Origin of the sequence: Bacillus sp. B2-WWTP-C-10-Post-4 (assembly GCF_009183805.1) — a bacterium.
Classification (GTDB): Bacteria; Bacillota; Bacilli; order Bacillales; family Bacillaceae_G; genus Bacillus_A; species Bacillus_A cereus.
Window position 1 is genome coordinate 21603 of record NZ_WEII01000020.1, and the last position, 25927, is coordinate 47529.

A 25927-nucleotide genomic window follows, 5' to 3' on the forward strand; every position below is an offset into this window, starting at 1 on the left:
TGGAACAAAATATTTTATACGCTTTCATACCTTGTCAGCACTACGTTATACACTCAATATCAAATAATTAGGAATCATTTTTATGTTAACATAGGTGTATATAGTATATAATATAGGATATATATTATATACACTTTCCGGTAACGGAGCTTTTCCATTATGCGGACAAGCCATGTATCGGACAGTTCATAAATAATAGGTAAGACGTTATGGTTTTAGATTTATGTTTGCAGCTTACTTGCTGTCATAAATTTAAAGGCATTTTATTGTGTTTTGTGAAACTTTGTATAAAGTTTCGTAAACGTTTACTATCTTACTTATAAAAAATAAGAGTATTGCTATCGTAAAGGAGAATTGGAGATGCCAGAAACTATGACTCAAACAAAGCCAGAACAAGAAACTGTACAAATTTCTGCTAGCCAAGGACAACTTGATGTACTTGATCAGTTGTTAAAACCTGAGGTACAAGAATCATTAACAACACTAGTAGAACAGCTTCCAAAATTAACTGAGCTTGTTAACATTTTAACTAAGTCTTATGACTTCGCTCAAACTGTTGCTACTGATGAAGTATTAAAAAGCGACACTGTTGGTGCAATTACAGAGCTTGTAGAACCTGTAAAAGATACAGTGAAAAGCATGGCTGCAACTGCAATCGAAGCGAAAGATCGTGCTGAAGAAAGCAACGAAGTTATCGGCCTATTCGGTCTGTTAAAATTACTAAAAGATCCACAAGCACAAAAAATGTTCCGCTTTGTGAACGCATATCTTCAAATTAGTGCAGAACGTAACAATAAATAATTTAACTTATAACAACAATTAGTAAAGACGGGGGATATCATACTATGTCAAAACAAATTGTCATCTTAGGCGCTGGTTATGGCGGTCTTCTTGCCGCTTTAAACGTACGTAAATATTACAGCAAATCAGAAGCACAAGTTACAGTGATTAACCAATACCCAACACACCAAATCATCACTGAACTACACCGCCTTGCAGCTGGTAACGTGTCTGAGCAAGCAGTTGCAATGCCACTTACAAAGCTTTTCAAAGGGAAAGACATCGATCTTAAAATCGCAACAGTTGAGTCATTCTCAGTTGATAGCAAAGAAATCAAACTAGCTGGTGGCACTACTTTATCTTACGATGCACTTGTAGTTGCTTTAGGAAGTAAAACTGCTTACTTCGGTATTCCAGGACTAGAAGAAAACAGCATGGTATTAAAATCGGCTGCTGATGCAAACAAAATCTACAAACACGTTGAAGACCGTATTCGTGAATACGCGAAAACGAAAAACGAAGCTGATGCTACAATCGTAATCGGTGGTGGCGGATTAACTGGCGTTGAGCTAGTTGGTGAGCTTGCTGACATTATGCCTAAACTTGCAAAAAGCCACGGCGTAAATCCAAAAGAAGTGAAACTTCTTCTTGTTGAAGCAGGTCCAAAAATCCTTCCAGTATTACCAGACCACTTAATCGAACGTGCAACTACTAGCCTAGAAGCACGCGGTGTTACATTCTTAACTGGTCTTCCTGTAACAAACGTTGCTGGCAATGAAATCGACTTAAAAGACGGTCAAAAACTTGTTGCTAACACATTCGTTTGGACAGGCGGCGTACAAGGTAACCCATTAATCGGTGAATCAGGTCTTGAAGTTAACCGTGGACGTGCAACAGTTGATGCATACCTACAATCTACTTCTCACAAAGACGTATTCGTTGCTGGAGACAGCGCTGTTGTCTTCGCTCCAGACGGACGTCCATACCCACCAACTGCACAAATCGCTTGGCAAATGGGTGAGTTAATTGGATACAACTTATACGCAGCACTAGAAGGCAAAGCATTGGAAGAGTTCGCACCTGTAAACTCTGGAACACTTGCTAGTCTAGGACGTAAAGATGCGGTTGCTACAATTGGAGCAAGCAATACTCCACTTAAAGGCTTACCAGCATCATTAATGAAAGAAGCAAGTAACGTTCGTTACTTATCACACATTAAAGGTCTATTCAGCTTAGCTTACTAAGCTGAATATAAGCCCGAATCATGCCCTGCATGGTTCGGGCTATTTTTTATCCGTAATTTTCTCTAACTTATTTATTCGTCAAAAAAATTATATACCCTTTAAATTTATCTAAATATACTGACTTTTTCAATAAAAGCTGTCCCGTTCGGAACAGCTCTTATTGTCGCTTTTTGTCGGTAAATTGATATATTGGGAAAATCGCTGATATATTCGGATTTGCGCTGATATATTTCAAAAATCGCCGATATAATTTGAGTTACGGTCGATATATTCGAAAAATCGCCGATATATTTTCCAGCCTTACTCATTATCCCAATTTAATTAAACTGTAGTTCTTCTTCCCTTTACGAATAATAATAAATCTTCCATCAAATGAATTTTCTACAGTAACATCTGTACCCACATCTGTTACTTTCTCACCATTCATAGAAATCGCACCATTATTAATGTCCTCGCGTGCTTGTCGTCTAGATGGTTCAATCCCTAAATCGACTAGCCACTCTACGATGTTTTTCGTCTCTTTTGAAGACTGGAATGTTGGCATTTCTTTAAAGCCTTGTTCAATTTCATCAGCTGTTAACGATTTAATATCTCCGCTAAATAACGCTGCTGTAATTTTCTCAGCTTGCAGGAACGCCTCTTCTCCATGAACAAATTTCGTCATTTCTTCCGCTAACACTTTTTGCGCTTCACGTTTATGAGGTTCCGCTTCTACCTTCGTTGCTAATTCATCAATACGCTCTTTCGTTAAGAACGTAAAGTATTTCAAGTATTTAATTACGTCACGGTCATCTGTATTTACCCAGAACTGGTAAAATTCAAACGGTGTCGTTTTTTCAGGATCAAGCCAAACCGCACCACCCGCTGATTTACCAAACTTCGTACCGTCCGATTTTAATAATAACGGAATCGTTAATCCGAATACTTTCGCCTCATGACCTTCTAACTTACGAATTAAATCTAAACCACTCGTAATATTTCCCCATTGGTCACTACCACCAATTTGCAGCTGAACATCCTCTTTCGTGTATAAATGGTGGAAATCCATCGCTTGCAAAATTTGGTACGTGAATTCTGTGAAAGAAATACCTGTATCTAAACGGCTTGCTACAATATCCTTCGCTAACATGCTATTGATGCTAAAGTTTTTCCCGTAATCACGTAAAAACTCAATAATATTTATTTCATGTGTCCAATCATAGTTATTTACCATCTTCACTTCGCTATTTCCACCAAAATCAAATAGCTTTTTCATTTGTGCTGTTAACGCATCTACATTATGCTGAACCACTTCTAACGTTTGAAGCTGACGCTCTGATTGTCGTCCACTCGGATCACCAATTGTTCCTGTTGCCCCGCCAATTAAAATAACAGGATGATGGCCAGCTAATTGGAATCTCTTCATCATCATAAACGGAATCAAATGTCCGATATGCATACTATCACCAGTTGGATCAACTCCGCAATATAGTGAAATCTTTTTCTCTTCTACTAGCTTACGTAAGCCTTCTTCGTCAGTCTGCTGATTAACGGCGCCGCGCCATTCTAATTCATCAATAATATTCATCTTTTGTCATCCCCTTTATTTTTAAAAAACAAAAAAGCCCCTATGTCTACGATAGACATAGGGACGATTATTCACCGTGTTACCACCCAGTTTGCATAAATAGCATAGCTACTCATACCACTCTTAGCAATAATATCGATTGCTAGTCCGCTTAGCATTACCTAAGATACTCCAGAGTGTAATTCGCAAGTTTGTTTGTGCTAGGTTCCAGCAACCCCTAGCTCTCTCGTTAACAGTGACAAACTGCTACTGGGCTCTTTCAACGTATGTTATTTGTTAAATTATTAGCCATTATATTGAATTGAAAACAAATTGTCAACAATACCCAAATGTTATTTTAAAATAATTCATATCTTCATACGTATTTCGTTATTCTTTATCTTCTCCAATAATCCTTACTTCTCGCTCCAACTTCACGCCAAATTTCTCTTCAACTGTCTTTTGTACGAAGTGAATTAAATCGATGTAATCTTGTGCTGTTCCGTTATCAACATTCACCATAAATCCAGCGTGTTTTAAAGAAACTTCTACTCCACCAATTCGCTTACCTTGTAGTCCTGAGTCTTGAATTAACTTACCAGCAAAGTTATTTGGTGGACGCTTAAATACGCTACCACATGAAGGATATTCTAGAGGCTGTTTTGACTCACGTTTAAACGTTAAATCATCCATTTTGGCTTTAATTTCTTCATGTACACCTTCTTCAAGTTCAAATCTCGCTTCAAGAATAATGTAATGGTTGTTCGCAAATACACTCTTACGATATCCAAATTCAAATGCTTCTTTCGTCAAAGTACGTAGCTCTCCATCACCTGTCATTACGACAGCTTCTGTTAATACAAACGAAATTTCACCGCCGTATGCACCAGCATTCATATATAATGCTCCGCCAACTGAACCTGGAATACCACAAGCAAACTCAAGACCCGTTAAGTTATGGTCTAAGGCAATACGTGATACGTCAATAATTGCTGCACCACACTGTGCTACAATCGTCGTTCCTGTTACAGTAACACCTGTAATATGAATTAAACTTACTGTAATCCCGCGAATTCCACCATCTTTAATAATGACATTCGATCCATTTCCTAAAAACGTAACTGGAATATTATATTCGTTCGCATATTTAATAACTTCTTGAATTTCATCATAATTTGTAGGCGCAACAAAAACATCTGCTTTTCCGCCAACTTTAATATGCGTATGATTCTTTAACATTTCATCTTGTTTAACATGTCCTTCAGGCAATACCGTACTTAAATATTTATAAACCTCTTGCATATTCATTTTACGATTCCTCTATTTCTATATTCATTTTATCCCGTTATACGGGCCCATAATATCCCCACGTACATGAAAGAACCTAAAGTGGTGGATACAGTGTACCCAAAATCAATTCGAGACACCTATAAACCTCTTAATTTATAAGAGGTGCCAATCATATTAAAATATATATTGCATAATAAAGCAACCCAAATGGACTACTAAACTTGACATGTCATCAGAAAGACAACAATTTGTAAAATATGTGACTTTTTCAAAACACTATCCCTCAGTATCTTACTATACCATATAAAAAGAAAGTGGTATTTTTTTGTACTTTTTACTTTATTTACATCAATAAAAAAGAGCACATCCCACAGAATGTGCTCTTTCTATACTCTTTATATTACTTTTCGTTCTCTTCTTTTTCTTTATCAAACCATAACAGCTCATCGTTATCAACTTCACCATTATAATTGATTAAAATTTCTTCTCCTGCTTTTATATCTTTATAAGCATAGAAGTTAAATGTATGATTCTCAAAAACGATGTCATACGTTGCATTCGGTGTATATGAATGATTAAATAACATACCATATCCTAAAAGGATTGCCGTATGATTGATTCCATACTCAAATGCGTAATCAGCAAGTAACGTTTTCTCAATATGTTCATGCTGTTCATTCGGATAAGAGATAACTGGTGCTGCGTGTATCAACTCACCCTTTTTAATATCACGAGTTGCAAATACACCTCTATTAAATTCTCCATCACTAAGTTCAGAAGTCTTTACTTCGATCATATACGTCACCTATATAATTCTTTCTTTGAAGTATTTTATTCCGCTATTTGCGGATAGCTTGATTGGTGAGGGCTAATAATCAGTATGTACTAGTCTCACTTTATCTCCTTAAGCTTGGCAGAAAACGCGCAGAAAAGCAATTAAATTCCTATCAAGTATTCGTTTCAATGAAAAAAGAGCACATCACTCGTGCTCTTTCTAAGCAATATTACTTTTCTAAAATATCTTCTAACAACTTCACTTGCTCGCTAACAGTTTGTAACGTCTTCACTGACGTATCATTTCGATGTTTTTCTTCTTCCACACTCGCTAGCACTTCTTCTGTAGCTGTAGAAGTTTGCTGAATTACGTTAGAAGCATGCGTAACATCCTTTACAATATTCGTCGTTTTAACTTGGAAACTTTCTTGATGAACAACAACCTCTCGCATTACTTTATTAATCGCATCAATAAACTTCCCTAAATCAGTTACGTTTGTTAAAACGCTTGCTAACATTTCGTTACACTCTTCTTGTACTCTTTCTGACTTCTCTACCTGCACTTCTACCTTACTTGCCTGATTACTAAACTCCTTCAAAATCCCTTGAATTCTTCCCGCAGAACGATTTGATTCTTCAGCAAGCTTTAACACTTCACTCGCTACAATAGCAAAACCTTTTCCATGCTCGCCTGCCCTGGCAGCTTCAATATTTGCATTTAAAGCTAGCAAACTCGTCTGACTTGAAATATTCGTTATTACATCTACAATTTCATTAATTTGTTTCGATTGCATCATTAAATCTCTAAATATAATTCCAGACTGTGAAACAACATCATTTAAACTTCTCATGTTAGTTTCAAAATTTCTTAGAGTATGTACACTACCTTTTGAAATTTCTAAGCTTTCATCCACATGAGTAGATGCAGTTCTTACTTGAGAGATGATTTTTTCAATATTTCCCTCCATATCATTCAATACTTCTACCGAACGATACATCATCTCTGATTGTGATTGCGTACCAACTGCCACCTCTTCAAAGGCAAAATTAATTTCACTCATCGATTCCATCGATGTGTTCATATTTTGTCTTAAATGATTGAAATTACTATCTAGTTTCACAACTGTTTCTTCAATAAGTCTTTGCGTCTCTTCTAACTCCTGAGCTTTTCTCATTACTTCTTGCTTCTCATCACTTAAACGAAGGAGCAGATTAGAACCGATTTTCGTGACGCCCCACATAGCGATTGTAACAATCGCTAACAAACTTGCGAAATTAGCAGCTTCAGACGAGGCTGTATAAGCAAAAAATTGCTCCGGCCAATAGCTACAAAGGATAAATGTGATCACAACAGCTATCCCGCCAAGAATTAAAATGAGGCGCTCACTTAAGTAAATAAGTGAAACAGCTAATGTAAAATAGACCATTTGAAATACAGCCGGGCTTTCATTAAAAGCTTGTACCATAATGTAAGACATTGTAAGCAACATAAATGTCATGATATATTTATACGCTGATTCCATACTTTTTATAAAAGTAAAAAGCGTTCCAAATGCAACGACAGAAATACCACAAATCCAAAATGCTATTGCTCTCTCTGTAAAAATATATCCATAATACCCAATCGCGATTATCCCAAGGAAGAAACTACAAATCGTTATAAACAGTAATAAATGATTTTTCTGTGATTCTTTCTCAAGGTTAGAAAAACAAGTCCTCTTTAACCACTCCATATGAAGCCCCACCTTCTACTTATACATATCAATTACTTCAGTTTAAATACCGCACTTACTGGGTTATGATCGCTATTTTCAAACTTTAAATCTTTTCCTTGTACATTTACAATCTCTACATTCGGTGAAACGATAAAGCCATCAATAATAGTGACGAAATTTTCACCTTCTACATATTTCTTTACATCATCTCTCACAGTCATAACAGACGGATCTACAGCCCATTTAAAGCCACCGTCTGTAAAGTCCTTCGGTAACTCTACTAACCACTCAGGACGCTCTTTCACGAACTTCGGATCACTTAATTGAGCGTTCGAAACCAATTGATTCCAATCTCCACCCATTATTACGTAATCACCATTTTCATAATGCTTGTTCATATATTCTTTTAAATACTCTACTTGCTGTTTTCTAATTTTCCCGCCTTCATCATAAGCAGACAAATGTAAATTTACGAGTCTAACATGTTTTCCATTATTAACAGGAATTTTATATTCCACAATTGCTCGATCTAAATCAAACAAACGCTTTGGCCAAGGCTCCATTCCAGGCAGCTGGAACCTCTTCGCTTCTTGAACAGTGTATTTAGAAAACGTACTTAATCCAGCCTCCGCATATCCCATTGGATTTGTTATTGGCACTGGAACCCATTTCGTATCGTAGTTCTTGCCAAATGACGAAACATAATCAGGTAATCCTTTTTTCAAAAATTCATGTTCATTTACATCAAATGAACGAAGTGACTTTATATCAACTTCTTGTAATAGTGCAAAATCACTATTCTCATTTTGTAAAAACGAAAGCATATTCTTTAAATTAGTTTCCGTTTGCTCTTTACTACTTGAACCAGATCCCTTTCCACCATCCATAAAGAAATCTTGATCCTTATCTAACCCAGCATATCCAATATTAAATGTTGTAACTTTAAACTCATTTCCAGTCGCTAATACGCGCTCCTTATTATTCTCTACCTTCAAGCTTATAACATCAGCAGGCTGTTCTTTAGTAAGTGTCATATAAGCTAGAAATCCTCCTACAATGCCCGCTACTACTAAAACACATGTAAATACGATTTTTAAAAATTTCTTCAAATAAATGACTCCTTTTCACGCAAATTTATTTTTCTTTATTTTCAGTCAAATAAAACAAAACGACACACATAAGAAACATTTTATCATAATTAAAACCGTATATCACTATATTTAGTTGATAAGTAATCGATCCCATTTTAATTACTTAAAAAGCCTTCAGACATCAAAAAAAGAAAAGTTACACCCTCCTCCTCACTGGAAATTAAACGGTATATTTAGTACACTATATGTAATAATCATAGGCGATGGAGTTCGCCATAAACGCTGCTTAGCTAATGACTCCTACCAGTATGGATACTGGTAGGAGTCTATTTTTTTGAGCAAGCTATTTAAAGGGGTGAGAAAATTGATTTATATTATCGTTGGCATTGCTGGTATATTAGGAGCTCTTTCTCGTTATTATTTAGGTCTTAATATCAACACATTTTGGCATCATTCATTTCCATTGGCAACATTACTCATTAACTTAATCGGTTGCTTTTTCTTAGCGTGGCTAACTACTTATATCGCTCGGCTAAACATCTTACCTTCAGAGGTTATCACAGGCATCGGAACTGGATTCATCGGTTCCTTTACGACTTTTTCAACATTTAGTGTAGAAACTGTGCAATTGATCAATCATTCTGAGTGGAGCATAGCCTTCTTATATGTATCATGCAGCATACTTGGTGGCCTCATTATGTCTGGCCTTGGCTATACACTTGGAGATTTCTTAATTAAGAAATCTCTTACAGAAGGTGATTACTCATGATAGAAGCTTTATTAGTCGCAACAGGAGGATTTTTCGGTGCGATTACACGATTTGCAATTAGCAATTGGTTTAAAAAAAGAAATAAAACACAATTTCCAATTGCTACATTCCTTATTAATATAACAGGGGCGTTTTTACTTGGATATATAATTGGAAACGGAGTCACTACAGGTTGGCAACTATTATTAGGTACTGGATTTATGGGCGCATTCACTACATTTTCTACGCTTAAATTAGAATCTGTTCAGCTTCTCAATCGTAAAAAACTGTACATCTTCCTTTTATATTTAAGTGCTACTTACATAATTGGTATCGCCTTTGCCTTCCTTGGAATGAAGCTAGGCGGAATATAAAAAAAAGCGACTCTAACCAGTCGCTTTCTTTCATAAGAAGTATGTCCCGCCATATGGAATGGAAAATAAACCAGCTGGATGTACATCGTAATGTACAATTTGCATCGGAAGTTGTGAATAGGGCATATACTGACTTTGCATCATTTGTGCAAAATATGCTTGTTGCTGCATTTGAATAGTTTGATTCACAGCATGAATTGTCCCTTGTGCCCCAGCCAGCGTAATAGCAGCTCCTACTTGTCTACCATTATAAAAATAATGATTCATCATGATTCATCTCACTTATTCTTTTTCTTCCATATGGTATGTTTCTATTTCATAGTGAGTGTTTTGTCCCTATCTATTGCCCTTTTTCAGCTTTGAAGTAATAAATCCAAATAGCAATATACCAATACCACTAAGGAACAATATATAACTTATCGGTACTAGGAAAAAGAAAGGTTCTTCAAGAAATCCATCCGCTCCTACTTTACTGTTTGAAGCATGTATCGTTAAAGAAATAATCGCTAAAATCATGAAAGAAATAGCTACTACGTATTTATTTTTCATTTCACATTCTCCTCTACTTATGTAATTCCCCTTAGATTCTTACCATCATATTATCCAAAAAAGAATTAACAGTCAATAATTATTTATTGCTAAACAATAAATAATTATTGACTAAACAAACAACAAAAAGGTTTGCAAAGCATCTTAAATCACTTCGCAAACCTTCTAAATTATAAATATTTACACTTCAAACCTCTTACTTAATACAATATACATTGCGCAAAATAGCACGAATATCCCAGCATAAATTAACAAAATCTCTACACTAAACATATCCGACAACGGACCAAATATTATCATTCCTAAAGGAAGCGCGCATGAATTGGCAATTTGTACAAGGCTAAACATCCGTCCGTGCATTGATGGTTCTACTTTCTCCTGCAATAACACAGTAACTGGTGTATTGAAGCACGGCATTGTTATACCAATTAAAAAATTAAAGACTAAATACATAATAAATATCGGTGCTATTCCGAGTCCAATCATAAGCAGTCCATACAACGCACAAGCTAGCGCTGTTGTATGCATACGATTACGGAAACCACCCCACGCTGCAATCAATATGCCACCAGCTGCCGCTCCCGCACTAAAGGTCATCTCACTAGCAGTAAGTCTCCACATTTCGGCCCCGAAAGAACGAGTTACCATTAAAGGTGTTAAAAAAGCAGCTGGACTTATTAAAATCATGACGATAATCAATAAAACGATTAGCCTTTTAATAAATACATTTTCTTTTAAATGAGTGAACCCTTCTTTAATTCCTTGTAGATTAGATTTTTGCTTACTTTCTACATTCACATGTCCTTCCACATGAATGACAAACATAATACTAATTCCAATCATAGCTGTAATAACATCAATAAAAAATGTTGTTTCAATGCTGGCAATAGAAAGAATCGCAGCACTTGCTGCTGGAGAAAGAAACATAATTAAAGATGTAATACTGCTATTTATTCCATTTACTTTCATAAGATACTCTTTCGGAACGATTTGCGGAATTAATGCATTCACAGCTGGCGTTTGTACTCCTGTTCCAGCTGAACGAATGAGTAACACAATAAAAAGTAACCAAATACTTTTATATCCTGTTAAAAATAAAATTGCTAAGACTAACGTCGCAATCGCTATAATTCCATCCGATAATATAATCATCTTTTTACGGTCATAACGATCAATCCAAACACCTGCAAACAAAGATATCGCAATTTGTGGTAGAAAACCGCAAACAGTTGAAATAGTCAACATCACTCCTGATGATGTTGTAAGGGTGATATACCATATAATCGCGTATTGCACGAGAGAGGAACCGAACAACGAAATAGTTTGAGCGGTCAAAAATAATATAATTTTCGTTTTCCAATTGTTTTCACTCATATGTTTCACACCCCCTTAACTAATCCCGTCTCTATATGAAAGATGCTATCTGCCCAATCAAGATAAAAACTTGCTTCGTGAGATACGAGTATAATGCTGCCCTTAAACTTAATTAACGCCTTTTGCAAAGCTTCCTTCGCTTCTGCATCCAAATGATTTGTCGGCTCATCTAAAATTAAGAAGTTACAAGGTGATAGTAATAATCCACACAGTTTCACCTTCGATTGTTCACCACCACTTAACGTACGAATTTCTTGCGAAACGTGCGTATCCTTCACTCCACACGCAGCTAAATGATGGCGTATTTCCTTCATATTCAGTTTAGAAAACTGTTCTGAAATAATTTGAAGCGGCGTTAAAGAATCATTGCTCCAATTTAAATCTTGCTCATAATATCCAATCTTTATTTGCTCTGAAAAGTGAAACTCTCCAGAAATACTAGCAATATTTCCAACGATTGTTTTTAATAAAGTAGATTTCCCTACTCCATTGAAACCTGTAATGACAAGTTTTTGCCCACCCATTACTGAAAAATTCAACTTTGGTAAGAGAGCGAAGTCGTAACCAACTTCAAGATTATTTACTTCAAGAACTGTCTGAACTGAAATGGGAAGTTCCTGAAAATGAATAGACGGTTTATGAGTAAAACTTGGTGGCGCAATTCTTTCCATACGCTGTAATTGTTTTCTACGACCTTGCGCTATTTTTGAATTCACCCCAGCAATATTTCTACGAATATACTCTTCCGTTTTTTCAATTTTCTTTTGCTGTGCATAATATTGGCGAATATAATCTTTTCGCAAATGCTCCTTTTGTCTTACAAAATCTGAGTATTTGCCGTAATACTTCTTAACTGTTCCGAACTCTACATCACATATGCAAGAAGTTACCTTTTCCAGAAAATCAAAATCATGTGATACGACAATAAACGCTCCTTCAAAATTCATTAAATAATTAGCAAGCCACTCCACATGCTCCTTATCGAGAAAATTCGTCGGTTCATCTAGCAATAAAATATTAGGCTCTTCTAATAAGAGCTTCGCTAAAATTACCTTTGCACGCTGCCCTCCGCTTAATTCACCAATCACACGATTCATCCCAATCACATCAATACCTAAACCGGCTGCCACCTTATTCGTAATACTATCTACTGAATAAAAATCACGAGCCTCGAGCAGTCCTTGAATTTCTGCCGCTTTCAATAGTTGATTTTCATCTCCAGTCATCGCACTTTCTTCATATAACTTGTTCATTCTCTTTTCCATTTCATACAAATCATAAAAGGCTCTCTTTAAATATTGTGAAATGGTATAACCCTCATCAATTTCTGCGTATTGATCAAGATGTCCAATTTGAATATTAGGTTGCCACTTTATGTCTCCCTTATCAGGAATAATTTCCCCCACCAATATTTTCATTAATGTGCTTTTTCCTGCACCATTCTGTCCAACAATTCCCATATGCTCCCCTTTATGCAAATCAAAAGAAGCATTTTCGTATAATACTTTATCTATAAAACTATGTGATAAACTTTCCACTTTAAGTAAACTCATTTTTATTCCTCTTTTCCTGAAATTAAAAAAAGCAGAGAGATAGCGTCATTCGACACTAGCCCTCTGCTTCGTGGTTTTTCCTATACTACTCCAATTTATAGTAAAGACTCATCGGAATAATATACACAAAGGGCCATAGACAAAGCATTGTCTATGGCCCCTTAATCTATTTTATACACCAGCTGAAAAACCATAACGAAATAAGCATAGATACACTATACTTTTTTAGAAAAGTTATTCAGCCGATGAATATAGGGGATTTATGCCCCTTGATTAAGCTCCGTACAACGCTTCACCGTATACATTTGTGCGGAGCAAAGTTTTCTAATGAGTTTTACAAATTTTATATAAAGCATATTATGCACCTTCCTTAATACTTAAAAAGGATTTTAGCATACGGTTTTACGAAGCGTCAACATTACTTCCGAATCTTTCAACTACTTGTTTTCAAAATATTGCTTCTGAAACATACACATTCTTATTGCATTATGATAGTTACCATCAACGAAAAACTCATCGATAAGCTCACCTTCTACCATAAACCCAACTTTTTTATAAACATGTACTGCCTTTTCATTTTCCTTATCCACAACTAAATAAATCTTATGCATATTTAGTACGGAAAAAGCGTAATCCATTGCTAAACGCGTCGCATCCACTGCATAACCATATCCTTGATAATTCGGATCAATAATGATTTGGAATTCTGTTCTACGGTGAATATAATCGATTTCTACTAACTCAACTAATCCAACCATTTCATTGTCTTTCTCAACGATAAATCGGCGTTCGCTTTGATCATGTATATGTTTATCATATAAGTCTTGCAGCTCCACAAATGCCTCATACGGCTCTTCAAACCAATACGACATAATATGCGCATTATTATTCAGTTCGTGTACAAACTTTAAATCTTCTCGTTCTAATGGACGTAACTTCAATTCCTGATTCATTCCTATAACCTCCAAGTAAAAGAAACCTCTTCACTTAATTTCTCAATTTTTTTCGATTTCAAACGCCCTAATTTCATTGTAAACTTTCAAGCAACTTGAAGGTCAAGATGTAAAAAAGTAGTGCAAACTTATGTCTGCACTACTACTCTTTTCTCAAATCTCTCATATTTGATATGTATAAAGCAATAACTAAAACAAGAATTGCTCCTGCGTATAATAACGTCTCCATCGGTTCCTCATGAGACACAATAATTAATCGAATTAAGGCCGTAATTCCGATATAAATAAAATAACGTAACGGGAAATGATAATTCGATTTAAAATACTTAATAATTAATGCAATGAACTCGAAGTATAAGAAATAGACGATGATACTTTCAACCAATTTATAAGACGTATACTCTTTTGCTGAAAAAATATACTGCACGAACGTAATTGTCTCATTCACTAAGAAAATTGATAATACAATGGATAATATAATTAAGGCTATATTTAATATCCATTGCAAAACACTAGCTATAACATGATCGATATTAAATGACTTCATTTTCTCTTTAGACTCCCCTTCGTATAAGTACTTATTTATTATAGCAAAATTACGATTGGAAAGAAGTTAAATCATATATTCGTCCTTTGTTGTTGCCAGTGAAGGTGATGTTCATTGTTTGGAGGAGTCTTTTAACCGCAGAACTAGATTCCATATTAAGAAATTCCCTCAATTCGCTATTAGTAGTTATCACACTAAACAGAAGTGTGTAATCTTGTACAGCACGTAAATGAGCATGTTTAGACATACTATTGCAATTTGAACAACGCCATCCCTGTCTTTCTTTTAACATTGCCATTGTAAAACATTCCTCACACTGTACACCCTTTAGCAATTCCTCTTTTTTAATTTTATATTGCGCAAGAACATTTTGATGTTGCGGAATGTGCTCATTCATAATCTGGCCTATAAGTCCATTTATATTATCAATCACTTTTTCTTTATATTGATTTTTAATCTGTTTTATTCTATTAGGTAAATTTGCACTGTGGATAATTTTACTAGACAGTATTTCATCTGAAGTTTTAATAATTGCGCGAGGGGAACTAATTACAACGAGGGATTCAATCGGAATATTATGTAAATCATGTAGATTCAGCCATTTTCTCAGTTGCATCTCTTGCCGTTTCAGTTGTAAAAGCGGATCTGGGAATCCTTCTTCCGTAGTACCATCTACTATTCGAATAAGTTGATTGAACTTTGTATCAAAAATTAATGTACCAATAATATTTTTTATTTCAAGAAAAAGAAGAAAATAAGATGAAACTATGAGAGTATCAATTTGGAAATAATGTTTTTGATCAAATAACCTAATATCATGTAAAATATGGTATTCTGCTTCGGGTAAAAAACTAAGTGGATACTCAATCGCCTGCTCTTCTTTATAGCCGGCCATAAATTTCGCTAGACTTTCAACCACCACATTCCTTTTTGGATGATGAGCAGGCAATCTTCTAAGTAAAGCTTCTAATTGCAGCAAATATACGGGCATTTTCCGCTCTTTCACAATCATTTTTATCCCCCTCCAAAATATATCAGCGATTTTTCAAATATATCAGCGCAACTCCAAATATATCGGCGATTTTCGAAATATATCGGCGCAACTCCAAATATATCAGCGATTTTCGAAATATATCGACTTACCGACAAAAACCGACACAACATACACACATAAAATCTTATACACAGTATAACACCACATCTAAAATCGCACTGTAAGCATAATGTGTATACCCCAATGTGATTACGCCAGTTTCAAAATGAGAGACTTACATTCACCCCATGTAAAAAACCTTTTTATAAGTATGAAAAAATTTTAGGAATTAGTTTATCTTTTTTTAATGTTTTATTTAGAGGCAGTTTATAGTCGAGTATTAACATAAGAAACGTAGCAACTAAGTTCGTATATGACGCACTGCTACTATAATCGCTAGCCGTACTACCTAAAATCATAAAATAAGGAGACGATAAAACATGAACAAAAAAACAAAAACACTATCATCCATACTGCTCGGATTCACATTAGCATTAACAGGGTGTGCTGGTACTAAAGCTGAAGAAAATCATGGGAAACAAAAGCAAGAACAAGTTGCTAAAGAAACAAAAAAGGAAAATAAATTAACTAAAGGGCAAAAAATGGCTAATATTCTTAGCGAGGCAAATTGGCAAGGTACACGAGTGTATGACAAAGATAAGAATGACTTAACAAAAGAGAATGCAAACTTCATCGGTCTTGCAAAATATGATGCGAAGTCAGGCAGATATGAATTTTTTGATGCTAAAACAGGTGCAAGTCGTGGCGATAAAGGAACTTTCTTTATCACAAATAATGGAAAAAAAAGAATATTAATTTCAGAATCAATGAAGTATCAAGCTGTCGTTGACATGACAAAACTAAATAAAAATGTATTTACTTATAAACGAATAGGGAAAGACGCTAACGGTAAAGATGTAGAAGTTTTCGTTGAACATGTCCCATATAAAGAAAAAGAACTTTCTTTCACTGATCCGGACAAGCAGCTGAACACGACTACAGGAAATATTGTTAAAAACGTTGATGGAGATAAAATTTTAGGCGGTACCCTTTGGCACGGAACAAAGGTATTAGACGAAACTGGTAACGATGTAACACAGTTTAATTCGAATTTTATAAGTCTAGCAAAATTTGATGACAAATCTAATAAATATGAGTTCTTCAATAGCGAAACAGGTCAAAGCCGCGGTGATTATGGCTACTTCGATGTTGTACACGAAAATAAAATAAGAGCCCATGTTTCAATTGGAAATAACAAATACGGTGCTGCTCTTGAACTTACTGAACTAAATAAGAATAAATTTACGTATAAGAGAACTGGTAAAGACCAAGCTGGTAAGGATATAACTATATTCGTTGAACATGAACCTTATAAAGGTGATATGAAACCACAATTTAGCTTTTAAAAACGTTTGATTAAAGATCCTGTACTGAGTTACAGGATCTTTCTTATTAAGCAAGAGAACGAAAAGACGAAAAACATGTAGCTTTTCGTCTGCACAATATTCCCACCTTATAGTTGATGATTTACAAAACTTAAAAACATACCGATACAAAATAAAATTTGTGACCAAGTAAAAAGCGCCCTACTTATAGGGCGCTTGTTTTATACTTAATGACTAATACTAGCTGTTGGGTATAATGTTGTTCCTCCAATTGAAACTTTTATTTCATTTGTTAATGGAACGTTTTGTTCATTAATAATTGTTCTCCACCATTCCCATGCAAGACCTGTACATTCTCTTGCTACAATTTTTATATTTTTTGAATTTGGTGGGAGTGGGATAACTGTAGAGTAATGAGCCGTTTTATCTTTTCCGCTACCATCCCACGTTTTATGTGTTAGTACTTCGTTACCCTTTGGGTCAAATGTGAATTCATCCCAAGATACATCAAATTGAGCAACGTAAGCACCGTAATGATCAAGTGTCATTTTAGCACTTGAATATTCTGTAGTTGTCGTCTCAATATAATCTGTATTGTTATGAACAGCAGCAGTTGCATTATCTTTTAAGAAAGTACTTGTATATGAAATCGGGTATGCTGGATTTTTAAGACTTAATTCAGCATTATCTTTAATGATATTTCGGATTTCATTGAAATCTTTAGTAACAACCTTGTTATGCTCTTTCGCATCTCCGCCTAATACTACAGCAGTAAAGGTACTTTCTTCAAAAATATCTTTATACTGTCCACTCGTTTCAACGCTGTTATTCTTAAGTAAGGCTTTAAAAGCAGCTTGTACATCTTTGCTCTTAGATGTTGTTTCTAATTTTACATAAATCGTTCTACCATAAGCTACATTTGAAACCATAACAGGTGGAGCCGAATTACTTACGCCTTTTCGAGTTAACTCGTCAAAAGTAACACTATTATCAAAAAGGTCAGATGGATTGTTAGGTAGTTCAGCACTTACCGTATAAAATATTTGCTTATACGCCGCTACCATCACTTTTTTCTCTCCATTTGCAACTGCATTAAAATCAATATTTAGACTGTTATCAAGATATTTAGCGTTAACATTAAGAGCACTTGCAATTTGTGATTTACTATAAACCATAGATTCCGTATACTGCATTCTTGCAGGTAACGTATGTGTTGTAGAATACTTTTCATTCCAAGTAGATACTAAATCATCTACCGCTCCAGCTACATTACCATATGTCGGATTTTGGACAGTGATTGTATTTTCTTTTCTCATGCCCGGTAAGTCTATACTAATATTCAAAGGCTTTCTCTTAGCCACTAATAAACTCGGTTGATTGTCTGCAAAAGCTTTATTTGCAAGTTGTACAGCTCCTGGATACGTACGATTCACTACAGAATCAATAATTGAAATATCGACTGGTGACGTTGTAAGTGATTTTTTTTCACGTTCCACTACTACAAATTTACCATTTGAATTGATACTTTCTTTCGGAACAAAACTTTCTACTTTATCACCATTTACAGCTAAAACCTCTTGATTATTATATTTAAGATTTGCTATACCAGTATTAATGCCACTAGCATTTTTGGTTACATCAGTTACATTACTTGCTTGTGTTTCTGCGAAGGAAATAGATGAATAATTAATAGTGCATAGACTAACTAATAAACATGTAAGGAACTTTCTTCTTTTAATGTTTTTCTTAATATTCAGAAAAATCACCCCGTTCTTTTTTTAGTAAAATATGATAATGATTGATAAATGATAGGTAACTGATAAACTTACATAAATGCTTTTAAAAGTTCTTGAATTAACGGGATTACGCCACCTACAAATTTTAAAACTGCCATTGCGATTTCCATATTATTTCCTCCTTTTTATTGCTACGAAAATGTGATTTATCTTTATGCCCTCATTATAGTGACCCCTTACACTTTTATCAATACACTCTGATATGCAATATTACATATCAAAAAACAAGCTGAATTCTTTTAAAAAGTTATACAGGGATATTTTTTTCGTTTAGTACATACTTGAAAAGGTGAAGCATTCTTCTGCATTTTATGAGTAATCACATAAAAAAAGCTGCTGCCTATAAAATACAGACAGCAGCTTCAACTAGAGTAGCTTGCATAATCTACGCAAGCTACGGTATTTTTTACATTTTATAACTAATAAACTGCGATTGGCCCATAAGGACCATTAATAATTTCTATTTTTGTTTCAAAAATATCTGTCAAAAGTGTTGAGTCCATAACCTCTTCTACTGTTCCAAAAGCAGCAATTTGTCCATCTTTCATAGCACAAATTTTATCCGAGTATTTAGCTGCAAAATTTATGTCATGCATGACAGTCAAAATTGTTCTTCCAAATTCATTAGCTGCACGTCTTAAATGCTCCATCATTTGAACAGAACGAGCAACATCAAGGTTGTTCAGAGGTTCGTCCAAAAGTACATATTCCGTCTCTTGGCACAATACCATCGCTACATATGCCCTTTGTCTTTGACCACCAGAAAGCTCATCTAAATATCTATTCTCTAAACTAGTTAAATCTAAGAAATCGATATATTTAGAAATGATAACCTCATCTTCTTTAGTCAATCTTCCCTTTGAATAAGGAAAGCGCCCAAATCCGACTAATTGTCTAACTGTAAGCCTAGTTACAAAATGATTTTCTTGTCGCAATATAGTCAAAACTTTTGCTAAGTCTTTTGATTTGGATTCAGAAACATCCATATTTGCTACCTGAATTTGGCCTTCATCCATATCTAAAAGTCTGCCAATCATCAAAAGTGTCGTGGACTTTCCAGCGCCATTTGGTCCAATTAAAGAAGTAAAGCCTGCTTTTGGTATTTCAATATCCAAAGGTCCTATTTTTACCTTATCAGTATAGAACTTTTTAACATTATCAATTTTTATCATAAAGCCCTCTTCCTTAAAACTATAGTTAAGAATATAATTCCACCAAATAATTCAATAATAACTGAAACTACACCTTGAGCATGGAATACATGATACATTAAAAAGTATGCGCTCGTCATTATTAAAAATCCTATAGCAAAAGCCATCGGAAAAATATATCTATGATCATAAGTTGCCGCTGCCTGATAACTCAAAGTTGCTACTAAAAAGCCGTAGAAAGTAAGTGGCCCAATTAGAGCTGTTGAAATAGACATCAAAATAGCTACTAATACAAGCGTATAAATTACACTAGGTTGATATTTAACTCCAAAAGAAGTAGCAACATCTTTTCCTAGTGACAAAACATTCAAATTCTTAGAATGAGCAAAAATTAATACCGCTACAATTATGATCATAGGAATTACAATAGGAAAATATGCAGGATCTGCATGATTAACAGAACCAAATAATCTTGCTTGTAAAATATCAAATTCTGAAGGCGCAAGTAGTTTTCTCATGAAAGTTGACACAGAATTTAGCCCGGTACCAATAATAATTCCAACTAAAAGCATAAGTTGTAAATTCCCGTATTTACCGGAAAGTAACCATCCATAAAGTATTAAACTCATGAAGACCATAACAACAACTTGGAATAAAAATGATCCAATTCCATTAAAATTTATTAACGCACTAGCACCAAAGAAGAATACTGTACTCGTTTGAATTGCTGAATAAAGTGATTCGAAACCTAAAAGTGAAGGAGTAATAATTTTATTATTCGTAATAGATTGGAAAGCAACTGTCGACAAGCTATGGCAAACCGCAGCAATAATCATTGCAACAATAGCTACTATCCTTCTCTTAACGACTGGGATAAAAGAAGGTGAATCTATCGGAACTGGATTGTTATAAACTAAAAGTCCATATGAAGAAAGAAGACCTAAAGCAATCAATGTTATCAGTAAAATCCAATAACGTCTTGCTTCCTTCTTAGACCGAAAAGCGCTAGCTGATCTACTTTCATTATGAAGGCTAGAATCGATCTCGACATTTTCTTTTTTTCTATATTCTAATGTGATCATCGTAGCCTCCTTGGTTTTCTTTTTCTCAATAAAATAGTAATAAACACGACTGCTCCCACTGTTGCAAGTATTAAAGAAACAGGTAATTCAAAAGGCTGTATAATTGTTCGAGAAATGATGTCACAGGCAGTTATTGATCCCATTCCGATCACACAAACCCAAGGTAAATTACTCCTAAGATCATCACCTCTAAACATTGAAACGATATTTGGCACAATTAATCCTAAGAAAGGTAAGTGTCCAATAACAGCTGCAACAATTCCAACTGCAACAGAGATAAGAGCAGTCCCAAAAAGAACAATTCTATTGTAATTAACTCCAAGACTTGTTGCGACATCTTCTCCTAGTCCAGCTAAAGTCAATCTATTAGCATACATAAAAATAAGAAAAGTAATGATAACAATCAGCCATAAATATTCATATCTTCCCACCTGAATGTTAGCAAATGAACCTACAAACCAAGTTTCAATACTTTGCGTCTTTTGAAAAAGGAGTCCTAAAAAAGTAGACACTGCAGAAATTACTGCTCCAAGCATCAATCCAATAATCGGAACAATTAAAGACGAACGAAGCTTAACTCTTCTTAAAAATAGAAAGAAAATCATAGTTCCTATAAAAGAAAAAATGATTGCACCAGTCATTCTTTGAACTAAAGTCGGGGCAGGAAATAATAAATACACAAAAAGCAGGCCTAAGCCTGACCATTCAATAGTCCCCGTTGTAGTAGGTTCAACAAAGCGATTCTGTGTAATGAGTTGCATGACGAGCCCTGCCATCGCCATCGCAGCTCCAGTAAGCATTAATGCAGCTGTTCTCGGAACACGAGTTATGAAAAACATCTCTGTCCCGTCCTCTTGTCCACGTATATCATAAACTCCAGTAAACAGTGATATAATCCCTAAAATTATAACAACTATAACTGCTATTATAAAAGGTTTTGTCCATATTTTATTTTGATTATAAAACTGGGGTTGAGAAGTATTCTCAACCCTAGAAATCATATTTTTTGACACTGTTTCGTACTCCTTTACACTACTTAGCTAAAGTTTTTGCCATATTTCCAAATAACTCTATATAAGTTTGAATTGATTCATTCGTGTAAGTATCTTCTGGTGCATAAATAACTTGTTTTTTAGAAACAGCAGTTGTGTTTTGAAGAGCAGGTGATTTAGAAATAACATCCTTAGCAGGTGTTGACTTAGCTGCATCAGATGTTGCAGCATCACGATCTAATACGAAAATCCAATCAGGATTTGTTTGTGCAATAGCTTCAACAGAAACGTCATCACCTTTATGACCTGCAGTAGAATTTGAAACTTCTAACGCTGGAGTCCAACCGAAAATGTCATACATAGGTCCCCAAACGCGACCAGAGTGCGGCGCAGCAAAACCAATATTACCACCAGTAACGATAACACTCATAACTTTATCTTTTCCGTTATAAGCAGATTTTGCTTTTTCAATAGATTTATCAAAATCAGCTACTAATTGTTTAGCTTCTTTATCTTTATTAAAGATTTTTCCTAAAGTAATTGTAGAATCTTTAAGTCCTTTTACTAAGTTTTCGCCAGGCTTAGTAGCTTTCTCAGAAACATCAAAATTAAGATCAATAACTGCTGCATTTGGTACTAATTTTTTGATTTCTTCGTAATGGTCAGCAAATCTTTGACCAACAATTACAAGTTCAGGATTTGCCGCTGCAATAATTTCTAGATTTGGTTCACGGTGATTCCCAATATTTTGAACTTTTTCATCCTTTTTATATGCTGAATCAGCAGGCATGATATCCTTTGGAGCAGCCGCTAATTTAATTCCCCAATCAGATAAAGTTTCAAAAGTTCTGTTATCCAAAGCAACTACATTCTTTGGGTTTACAGGTACTTTAACAGTTCCATGAGCATCAGTGATTTCAACCGTTTTTGGCTTATCACTACCATTATCTTTATTATTAGCCTTCGAAGTTTCTTTACTTGAATCTGAGCAAGCCACTAACATTAAAGTGAAAATTGCTAGAATACTCACTAATTTTAAAAGCATAGATTTTTTCATATGTATACTCCTTATAGTGTGATTTATTTCGAAAATGATGACATCCATAGATTGAATTAGAAGGTAACTTTTATTCAATTGAATCGCTATTGATAATCATTTTCATTTGAACATCCTGTTAATTAGTATAGTCATTAATTCTGTGAAAATCTTGTGAATCGTATGAATTCATAAAATCAAGCATAAAAAGTAATATGTGCGGTCAGGACTGTTGATTAACCTTCATTAAATACTTTCTCAACAAATACGGGACAGAGACCTTCCCTTACAAAATACGCGCAGTAATAGCTAATATTTCACAGAAACTACTTTATTATCTTATTTTTATCATTCAACCATTGAATAGCCTCTGCCATGTATCGTTTGAATATATCTATCTTTCTTCTCGCACTTTAGCTTTTTTCTTACATACCCAATATATAAGTCTACTACATTCGGATTTACTACTACGTCATATCCCCAAACTTGATTCAAAAGCATTTCACGGCTTAATATCGTATTTTTATTCTTAATTAAAAATACAAGTAAATCGTACTCGCGCTTCGTAAGCGAGAGATTTTTGCCACCTTTTTTCACAATATTGCTAGATGCATCAACAAAGAGATCTTTAAACTGAAAAAAGTTTGTCTCATTTTGCTGGTTATAGTCACTTCTTCTTAAAATAGCTTGAACTCTCGCTACTAATTCTTCCTTCACAAATGGTTTTCTAATATAATCATCCGCTCCTGCTTGTAACCCTGCTACGCAATCCTTGCTAGAAATATTGTCGGTCACAATAATGATCGGTGTCGTTTTAACAAGTCGTATTTGTCTGCAAATTTCTGGTCCTGATATACTTAATGAATCCCAATCCAATATGATAATATCCCAATCTTGTTCATATATTATATTTAAACCTTCGTTTTCATTGTGAAGTTTTAAAATGAAATAGCCTTCTTGCGTTAGACCGCTTACGATTTTCTTTGCTGAAGACCGTTCATTTTTAATCACCAACACCTGCTTCACCGATGGTTCACCTCTACTTCAATATAAATTATTTAGATAAAAAAATTATCCCGAAAAAATAATTTAAGATTTATAAATTTAAAACCCCTAAATAATCCATTAAAACAGTTTATTAGGAGAACTCTATATAATCTTACAATAGGTATGGATAAAAACACAAAACATATGAAGATTCGAATAAAGTAAAAAAATAATAACTACTTAACAATTGAGCGTTTACAATCTGCTATAGTATCTACCCGCTTATCATCAATAACCATTTTTTATTCTCTCTTTCAGGGATACCGTCCCATCGACTTCAGCATTCTATAAAACCACAAACAAAAAGAACCATAACCTCACCAACCTGGCAAAATTATGGTTCATATTATACAAAATAAAAAACCACCAAATATGTATTGGTGGAGACGGTGGGAGTCGAACCCACGTCCAAAAATATCGGCACTTAAGCTTCTACGAGTGTAGTCGATATATTAGCATTTCGCGAACTCTTCGGCCTATCGACAGGCTTCCAAGTTGCTAGTCTGGTTATTCTCTTCCTTTGTCCTCAGACGGCGAACTCCGGCGTAGTCCACTTAGTTTGAGTCCCTTACCCTACCACATGGACGATGGAGGGAGGAACCTTTAGTGCAATTAAGCAGCTAAAGAAAGATTGTTTTGTTTGCCAATTATAGGCTTTGACGTTTTAACGAGGCCGATCCCCTCGACTCGCAACCTAAGCTCGAACTATCCCTGTCGAATCCGTAACGTCCCCATGATAAAAATGGAGCATACGAAGAAAATATCGTGATAGCTACTAAGAGCTGTTTTTCAATGTGCAACAACCTTACATAAGTTATTATAACATACGCGCTCCATTTTACAAATGTAAATATCTGTATTACATCTTTTGGCGATCACGGAACGCGCGTGCAATTTCACGTTTAGCTTCTTTCTCTTTTAAATCGTGACGTTTATCGTATTGCTTCTTACCTTTTGCTAAACCAAGTGCCATCTTTGCAAATCCATTTTTTAAATAAATTCTAAGTGGAACTAATGCGTAACCTGTTTCTTTCGCAGCGCCCGCTAGTTTATCAATTTCTTTTTTATGCAGAAGTAATTTTCTCGTACGAAGTGGATCATGGTTGAAACGATTCCCTTGTTCGTACGTATTAATGTGCATATTATGAACCCATACTTCACCATTATGTACACGTGCAAACGCATCTTTCAAGTTTACGCGTCCAGCGCGAATCGACTTAATTTCCGTTCCTTGAAGGACAAGCCCTGCTTCGTATGTTTCTTCGATGAAATAATCATGAAATGCTTTTTTATTCTGTGCAATAACCTTACCTGTACCCTTTGGCATATAACGTCCCTCCTCTATTTTTACTATTGTAACAAATGTTAATAAAAAGCGAAAGTGGCTCACTCAGAATCTTTGGACATTGGAACTCCCGACAGAGAAGCGCTTTTTGCTTCGGCCGAGGGAGTGAAATGGCCAACAGATTCTAGCCACTGTAGCTGGATTCCATTAAAAGCGAAAGTGGCTCGCTCAGAATGTGAGGTGGATGGAGCTTCTGACCTTGAGGCGCTCTTTGCCTCTGGGGAAGAAGCGAAGCCGCCGAACATTCTAGCCACTGTAGCTGGATTCCAATTAAAAGCGAAAGTGGCTCGCTCAGAATGTGAGGTGGATGGAGCTTCTGACCTTGAGGCGCTCTTTGCCTCTGGGGAAGAAGCGAAGCCGCCGAACATTCTAGCCACTGTAGCTGGATTCCAACAAAAAGCGAAAGTGGCTCGCTCAGAATGTGAGGTGGATGGAGCTTCTGACCTTGAGGCGCTCTTTGCCTCTGGGGAAGAAGCGAAGCCGCCGAACATTCTAGCCACTGTAGCTGGATTCCAACAAAAA

General features: G+C 35.2%; 25 protein-coding genes, 1 other RNA gene, 1 riboswitch and 1 other annotated feature. Of the genes, 6 read left to right on the plus strand and 20 right to left on the minus strand.

Annotation, left to right across the window (positions count from 1 at the left end; all coding sequences use genetic code 11):
- The first annotated feature begins 360 nt into the window (after nucleotides 1-360).
- Nucleotides 361-801, plus strand: coding sequence for a DUF1641 domain-containing protein (locus GBN78_RS11115; RefSeq protein WP_001115311.1), 441 nt, complete (start codon nucleotides 361-363; stop codon nucleotides 799-801).
- Nucleotides 802-845: 44 nt separating this feature from the next.
- A complete protein-coding gene (locus GBN78_RS11120) occupies nucleotides 846-2024 on the plus strand; it encodes an NAD(P)/FAD-dependent oxidoreductase (RefSeq protein ID WP_000043203.1) in 1179 nt (392 codons plus the stop codon).
- Nucleotides 2025-2331: 307 nt separating this feature from the next.
- On the opposite strand, the gene tyrS is transcribed toward GBN78_RS11120, so the two are convergent.
- The 5 genes from tyrS to GBN78_RS11145 form a co-directional block, all read right to left on the minus strand.
- Nucleotides 2332-3591, minus strand: a complete 1260-nt coding sequence (gene tyrS, locus GBN78_RS11125; protein ID WP_001021095.1) for a tyrosine--tRNA ligase — start codon at nucleotides 3589-3591, stop codon at nucleotides 2332-2334.
- Between the two features lie 56 nt (nucleotides 3592-3647).
- Nucleotides 3648-3863, minus strand: a binding site (T-box leader).
- A gap of 97 nt (nucleotides 3864-3960) precedes the next feature.
- A complete protein-coding gene (gene murB / locus GBN78_RS11130) occupies nucleotides 3961-4878 on the minus strand; it encodes a UDP-N-acetylmuramate dehydrogenase (RefSeq protein WP_001057102.1) in 918 nt (305 codons plus the stop codon).
- Between the two features lie 382 nt (nucleotides 4879-5260).
- Nucleotides 5261-5656 carry an SET domain-containing protein gene (locus GBN78_RS11135; protein ID WP_000573649.1) on the minus strand — a complete coding sequence of 132 codons (396 nt, stop codon included), beginning with the start codon at nucleotides 5654-5656 and terminating at the stop codon, nucleotides 5261-5263.
- A 208-nt stretch (nucleotides 5657-5864) separates the two neighbouring features.
- A complete protein-coding gene (locus tag GBN78_RS11140) occupies nucleotides 5865-7367 on the minus strand; it encodes a DUF4077 domain-containing protein (protein ID WP_070184453.1) in 1503 nt (500 codons plus the stop codon).
- 32 nt (nucleotides 7368-7399) lie between these two features.
- On the minus strand, nucleotides 7400-8458 hold the full coding sequence (locus tag GBN78_RS11145; protein ID WP_000714051.1) for an endonuclease/exonuclease/phosphatase family protein: 1059 nt from the start codon (nucleotides 8456-8458) through the stop codon (nucleotides 7400-7402).
- Nucleotides 8459-8690: 232 nt separating this feature from the next.
- Nucleotides 8691-8750, plus strand: a riboswitch (Fluoride riboswitch).
- Nucleotides 8751-8804: 54 nt separating this feature from the next.
- Between GBN78_RS11145 and crcB (GBN78_RS11150) the strand changes: the two genes are divergently transcribed.
- Nucleotides 8805-9209, plus strand: coding sequence for a fluoride efflux transporter CrcB (gene crcB, locus GBN78_RS11150; RefSeq protein WP_000639312.1), 405 nt, complete (start codon nucleotides 8805-8807; stop codon nucleotides 9207-9209).
- Nucleotides 9206-9562 (plus strand): fluoride efflux transporter CrcB, encoded by a 357-nt coding sequence (crcB, locus tag GBN78_RS11155; RefSeq protein WP_000568584.1) that lies wholly within the window; start codon nucleotides 9206-9208, stop codon nucleotides 9560-9562. Before crcB (GBN78_RS11150) ends, crcB (GBN78_RS11155) begins: the two co-directional genes overlap by 4 nt.
- Nucleotides 9563-9592: 30 nt before the next feature.
- Here the strand turns inward: crcB (GBN78_RS11155) and GBN78_RS11160 are convergent, their stop codons facing one another.
- The 7 genes from GBN78_RS11160 to GBN78_RS11190 form a co-directional block, all read right to left on the minus strand.
- Nucleotides 9593-9832, minus strand: coding sequence for a DUF3947 family protein (locus GBN78_RS11160; RefSeq protein ID WP_000980957.1), 240 nt, complete (start codon nucleotides 9830-9832; stop codon nucleotides 9593-9595).
- Nucleotides 9833-9898: 66 nt separating this feature from the next.
- A complete protein-coding gene (locus GBN78_RS11165) occupies nucleotides 9899-10111 on the minus strand; it encodes a DUF3955 domain-containing protein (RefSeq protein WP_000792610.1) in 213 nt (70 codons plus the stop codon).
- 180 nt (nucleotides 10112-10291) lie between these two features.
- On the minus strand, nucleotides 10292-11485 hold the full coding sequence (locus GBN78_RS11170) for an MFS transporter (protein ID WP_070184454.1): 1194 nt from the start codon (nucleotides 11483-11485) through the stop codon (nucleotides 10292-10294).
- 5 nt (nucleotides 11486-11490) lie between these two features.
- Nucleotides 11491-13038 (minus strand): ABC-F family ATP-binding cassette domain-containing protein, encoded by a 1548-nt coding sequence (locus tag GBN78_RS11175; RefSeq protein ID WP_070184455.1) that lies wholly within the window; start codon nucleotides 13036-13038, stop codon nucleotides 11491-11493.
- A gap of 437 nt (nucleotides 13039-13475) precedes the next feature.
- On the minus strand, nucleotides 13476-13991 hold the full coding sequence (gene speG, locus GBN78_RS11180; protein ID WP_001071092.1) for a spermidine N1-acetyltransferase: 516 nt from the start codon (nucleotides 13989-13991) through the stop codon (nucleotides 13476-13478).
- Between the two features lie 142 nt (nucleotides 13992-14133).
- On the minus strand, nucleotides 14134-14538 hold the full coding sequence (psiE, locus tag GBN78_RS11185) for a phosphate-starvation-inducible protein PsiE (protein ID WP_000834708.1): 405 nt from the start codon (nucleotides 14536-14538) through the stop codon (nucleotides 14134-14136).
- 49 nt (nucleotides 14539-14587) lie between these two features.
- On the minus strand, nucleotides 14588-15550 hold the full coding sequence (locus tag GBN78_RS11190; protein ID WP_070184456.1) for a nuclease-related domain-containing protein: 963 nt from the start codon (nucleotides 15548-15550) through the stop codon (nucleotides 14588-14590).
- Between the two features lie 461 nt (nucleotides 15551-16011).
- Between GBN78_RS11190 and GBN78_RS11195 the strand changes: the two genes are divergently transcribed.
- Nucleotides 16012-16977 carry a DUF4822 domain-containing protein gene (locus tag GBN78_RS11195; RefSeq protein WP_076774602.1) on the plus strand — a complete coding sequence of 322 codons (966 nt, stop codon included), beginning with the start codon at nucleotides 16012-16014 and terminating at the stop codon, nucleotides 16975-16977.
- A gap of 206 nt (nucleotides 16978-17183) precedes the next feature.
- Here the strand turns inward: GBN78_RS11195 and alo are convergent, their stop codons facing one another.
- From alo to smpB, 8 genes are all read right to left on the minus strand, one after another.
- Nucleotides 17184-18722, minus strand: coding sequence for an anthrolysin O/cereolysin O family cholesterol-dependent cytolysin Alo (gene alo / locus GBN78_RS11200; protein WP_070184457.1), 1539 nt, complete (start codon nucleotides 18720-18722; stop codon nucleotides 17184-17186).
- A gap of 449 nt (nucleotides 18723-19171) precedes the next feature.
- A complete protein-coding gene (locus tag GBN78_RS11205) occupies nucleotides 19172-19924 on the minus strand; it encodes an iron ABC transporter ATP-binding protein (RefSeq protein ID WP_000590071.1) in 753 nt (250 codons plus the stop codon).
- Nucleotides 19921-20985 (minus strand): iron chelate uptake ABC transporter family permease subunit, encoded by a 1065-nt coding sequence (locus GBN78_RS11210; RefSeq protein ID WP_000631244.1) that lies wholly within the window; start codon nucleotides 20983-20985, stop codon nucleotides 19921-19923. The genes GBN78_RS11205 and GBN78_RS11210 overlap by 4 nt, the downstream gene beginning before the upstream one ends.
- On the minus strand, nucleotides 20982-21998 hold the full coding sequence (locus GBN78_RS11215) for an ABC transporter permease (RefSeq protein WP_044795013.1): 1017 nt from the start codon (nucleotides 21996-21998) through the stop codon (nucleotides 20982-20984). Before GBN78_RS11215 ends, GBN78_RS11210 begins: the two co-directional genes overlap by 4 nt.
- Nucleotides 21999-22017: 19 nt before the next feature.
- The gene (locus tag GBN78_RS11220; protein ID WP_044795015.1) at nucleotides 22018-23034 is read right to left on the minus strand and encodes a siderophore ABC transporter substrate-binding protein; all 1017 of its coding nucleotides are present in this window, start codon (nucleotides 23032-23034) and stop codon (nucleotides 22018-22020) included.
- 327 nt (nucleotides 23035-23361) lie between these two features.
- A complete protein-coding gene (locus GBN78_RS11225) occupies nucleotides 23362-24039 on the minus strand; it encodes a response regulator transcription factor (RefSeq protein ID WP_030029214.1) in 678 nt (225 codons plus the stop codon).
- A gap of 399 nt (nucleotides 24040-24438) precedes the next feature.
- Nucleotides 24439-24793: a transfer-messenger RNA gene (gene ssrA / locus GBN78_RS11230) on the minus strand.
- Between the two features lie 126 nt (nucleotides 24794-24919).
- On the minus strand, nucleotides 24920-25387 hold the full coding sequence (smpB, locus tag GBN78_RS11235; protein WP_001123919.1) for an SsrA-binding protein: 468 nt from the start codon (nucleotides 25385-25387) through the stop codon (nucleotides 24920-24922).
- 72 nt (nucleotides 25388-25459) lie between these two features.
- Between smpB and GBN78_RS30160 the strand changes: the two genes are divergently transcribed.
- Nucleotides 25460-25927, plus strand: a 468-nt coding sequence (locus tag GBN78_RS30160; RefSeq protein WP_193224731.1) for a hypothetical protein, incomplete at its 3' end; no start/stop codon positions are given.

Coding starts and splice junctions, on each gene's coding strand:
- GBN78_RS11115 (WP_001115311.1), top strand. CDS start 361: ATGCCAGAAACTATGACTCAAACAAAGCCAGAACAAGAAACTGTACAA.
- GBN78_RS11120 (WP_000043203.1), top strand. CDS start 846: ATGTCAAAACAAATTGTCATCTTAGGCGCTGGTTATGGCGGTCTTCTT.
- tyrS (WP_001021095.1), bottom strand. CDS start 3,591: ATGAATATTATTGATGAATTAGAATGGCGCGGCGCCGTTAATCAGCAG.
- murB (WP_001057102.1), bottom strand. CDS start 4,878: ATGAATATGCAAGAGGTTTATAAATATTTAAGTACGGTATTGCCTGAA.
- GBN78_RS11135 (WP_000573649.1), bottom strand. CDS start 5,656: ATGATCGAAGTAAAGACTTCTGAACTTAGTGATGGAGAATTTAATAGA.
- GBN78_RS11140 (WP_070184453.1), bottom strand. CDS start 7,367: ATGGAGTGGTTAAAGAGGACTTGTTTTTCTAACCTTGAGAAAGAATCA.
- crcB (WP_000568584.1), top strand. CDS start 9,206: ATGATAGAAGCTTTATTAGTCGCAACAGGAGGATTTTTCGGTGCGATT.
- GBN78_RS11160 (WP_000980957.1), bottom strand. CDS start 9,832: ATGATGAATCATTATTTTTATAATGGTAGACAAGTAGGAGCTGCTATT.
- GBN78_RS11165 (WP_000792610.1), bottom strand. CDS start 10,111: ATGAAAAATAAATACGTAGTAGCTATTTCTTTCATGATTTTAGCGATT.
- GBN78_RS11170 (WP_070184454.1), bottom strand. CDS start 11,485: ATGAGTGAAAACAATTGGAAAACGAAAATTATATTATTTTTGACCGCT.
- GBN78_RS11175 (WP_070184455.1), bottom strand. CDS start 13,038: ATGAGTTTACTTAAAGTGGAAAGTTTATCACATAGTTTTATAGATAAA.
- speG (WP_001071092.1), bottom strand. CDS start 13,991: ATGAATCAGGAATTGAAGTTACGTCCATTAGAACGAGAAGATTTAAAG.
- psiE (WP_000834708.1), bottom strand. CDS start 14,538: ATGAAGTCATTTAATATCGATCATGTTATAGCTAGTGTTTTGCAATGG.
- GBN78_RS11190 (WP_070184456.1), bottom strand. CDS start 15,550: ATGATTGTGAAAGAGCGGAAAATGCCCGTATATTTGCTGCAATTAGAA.
- GBN78_RS11195 (WP_076774602.1), top strand. CDS start 16,012: ATGAACAAAAAAACAAAAACACTATCATCCATACTGCTCGGATTCACA.
- GBN78_RS11205 (WP_000590071.1), bottom strand. CDS start 19,924: ATGATAAAAATTGATAATGTTAAAAAGTTCTATACTGATAAGGTAAAA.
- GBN78_RS11210 (WP_000631244.1), bottom strand. CDS start 20,985: ATGATCACATTAGAATATAGAAAAAAAGAAAATGTCGAGATCGATTCT.
- GBN78_RS11220 (WP_044795015.1), bottom strand. CDS start 23,034: ATGAAAAAATCTATGCTTTTAAAATTAGTGAGTATTCTAGCAATTTTC.
- smpB (WP_001123919.1), bottom strand. CDS start 25,387: ATGCCAAAGGGTACAGGTAAGGTTATTGCACAGAATAAAAAAGCATTT.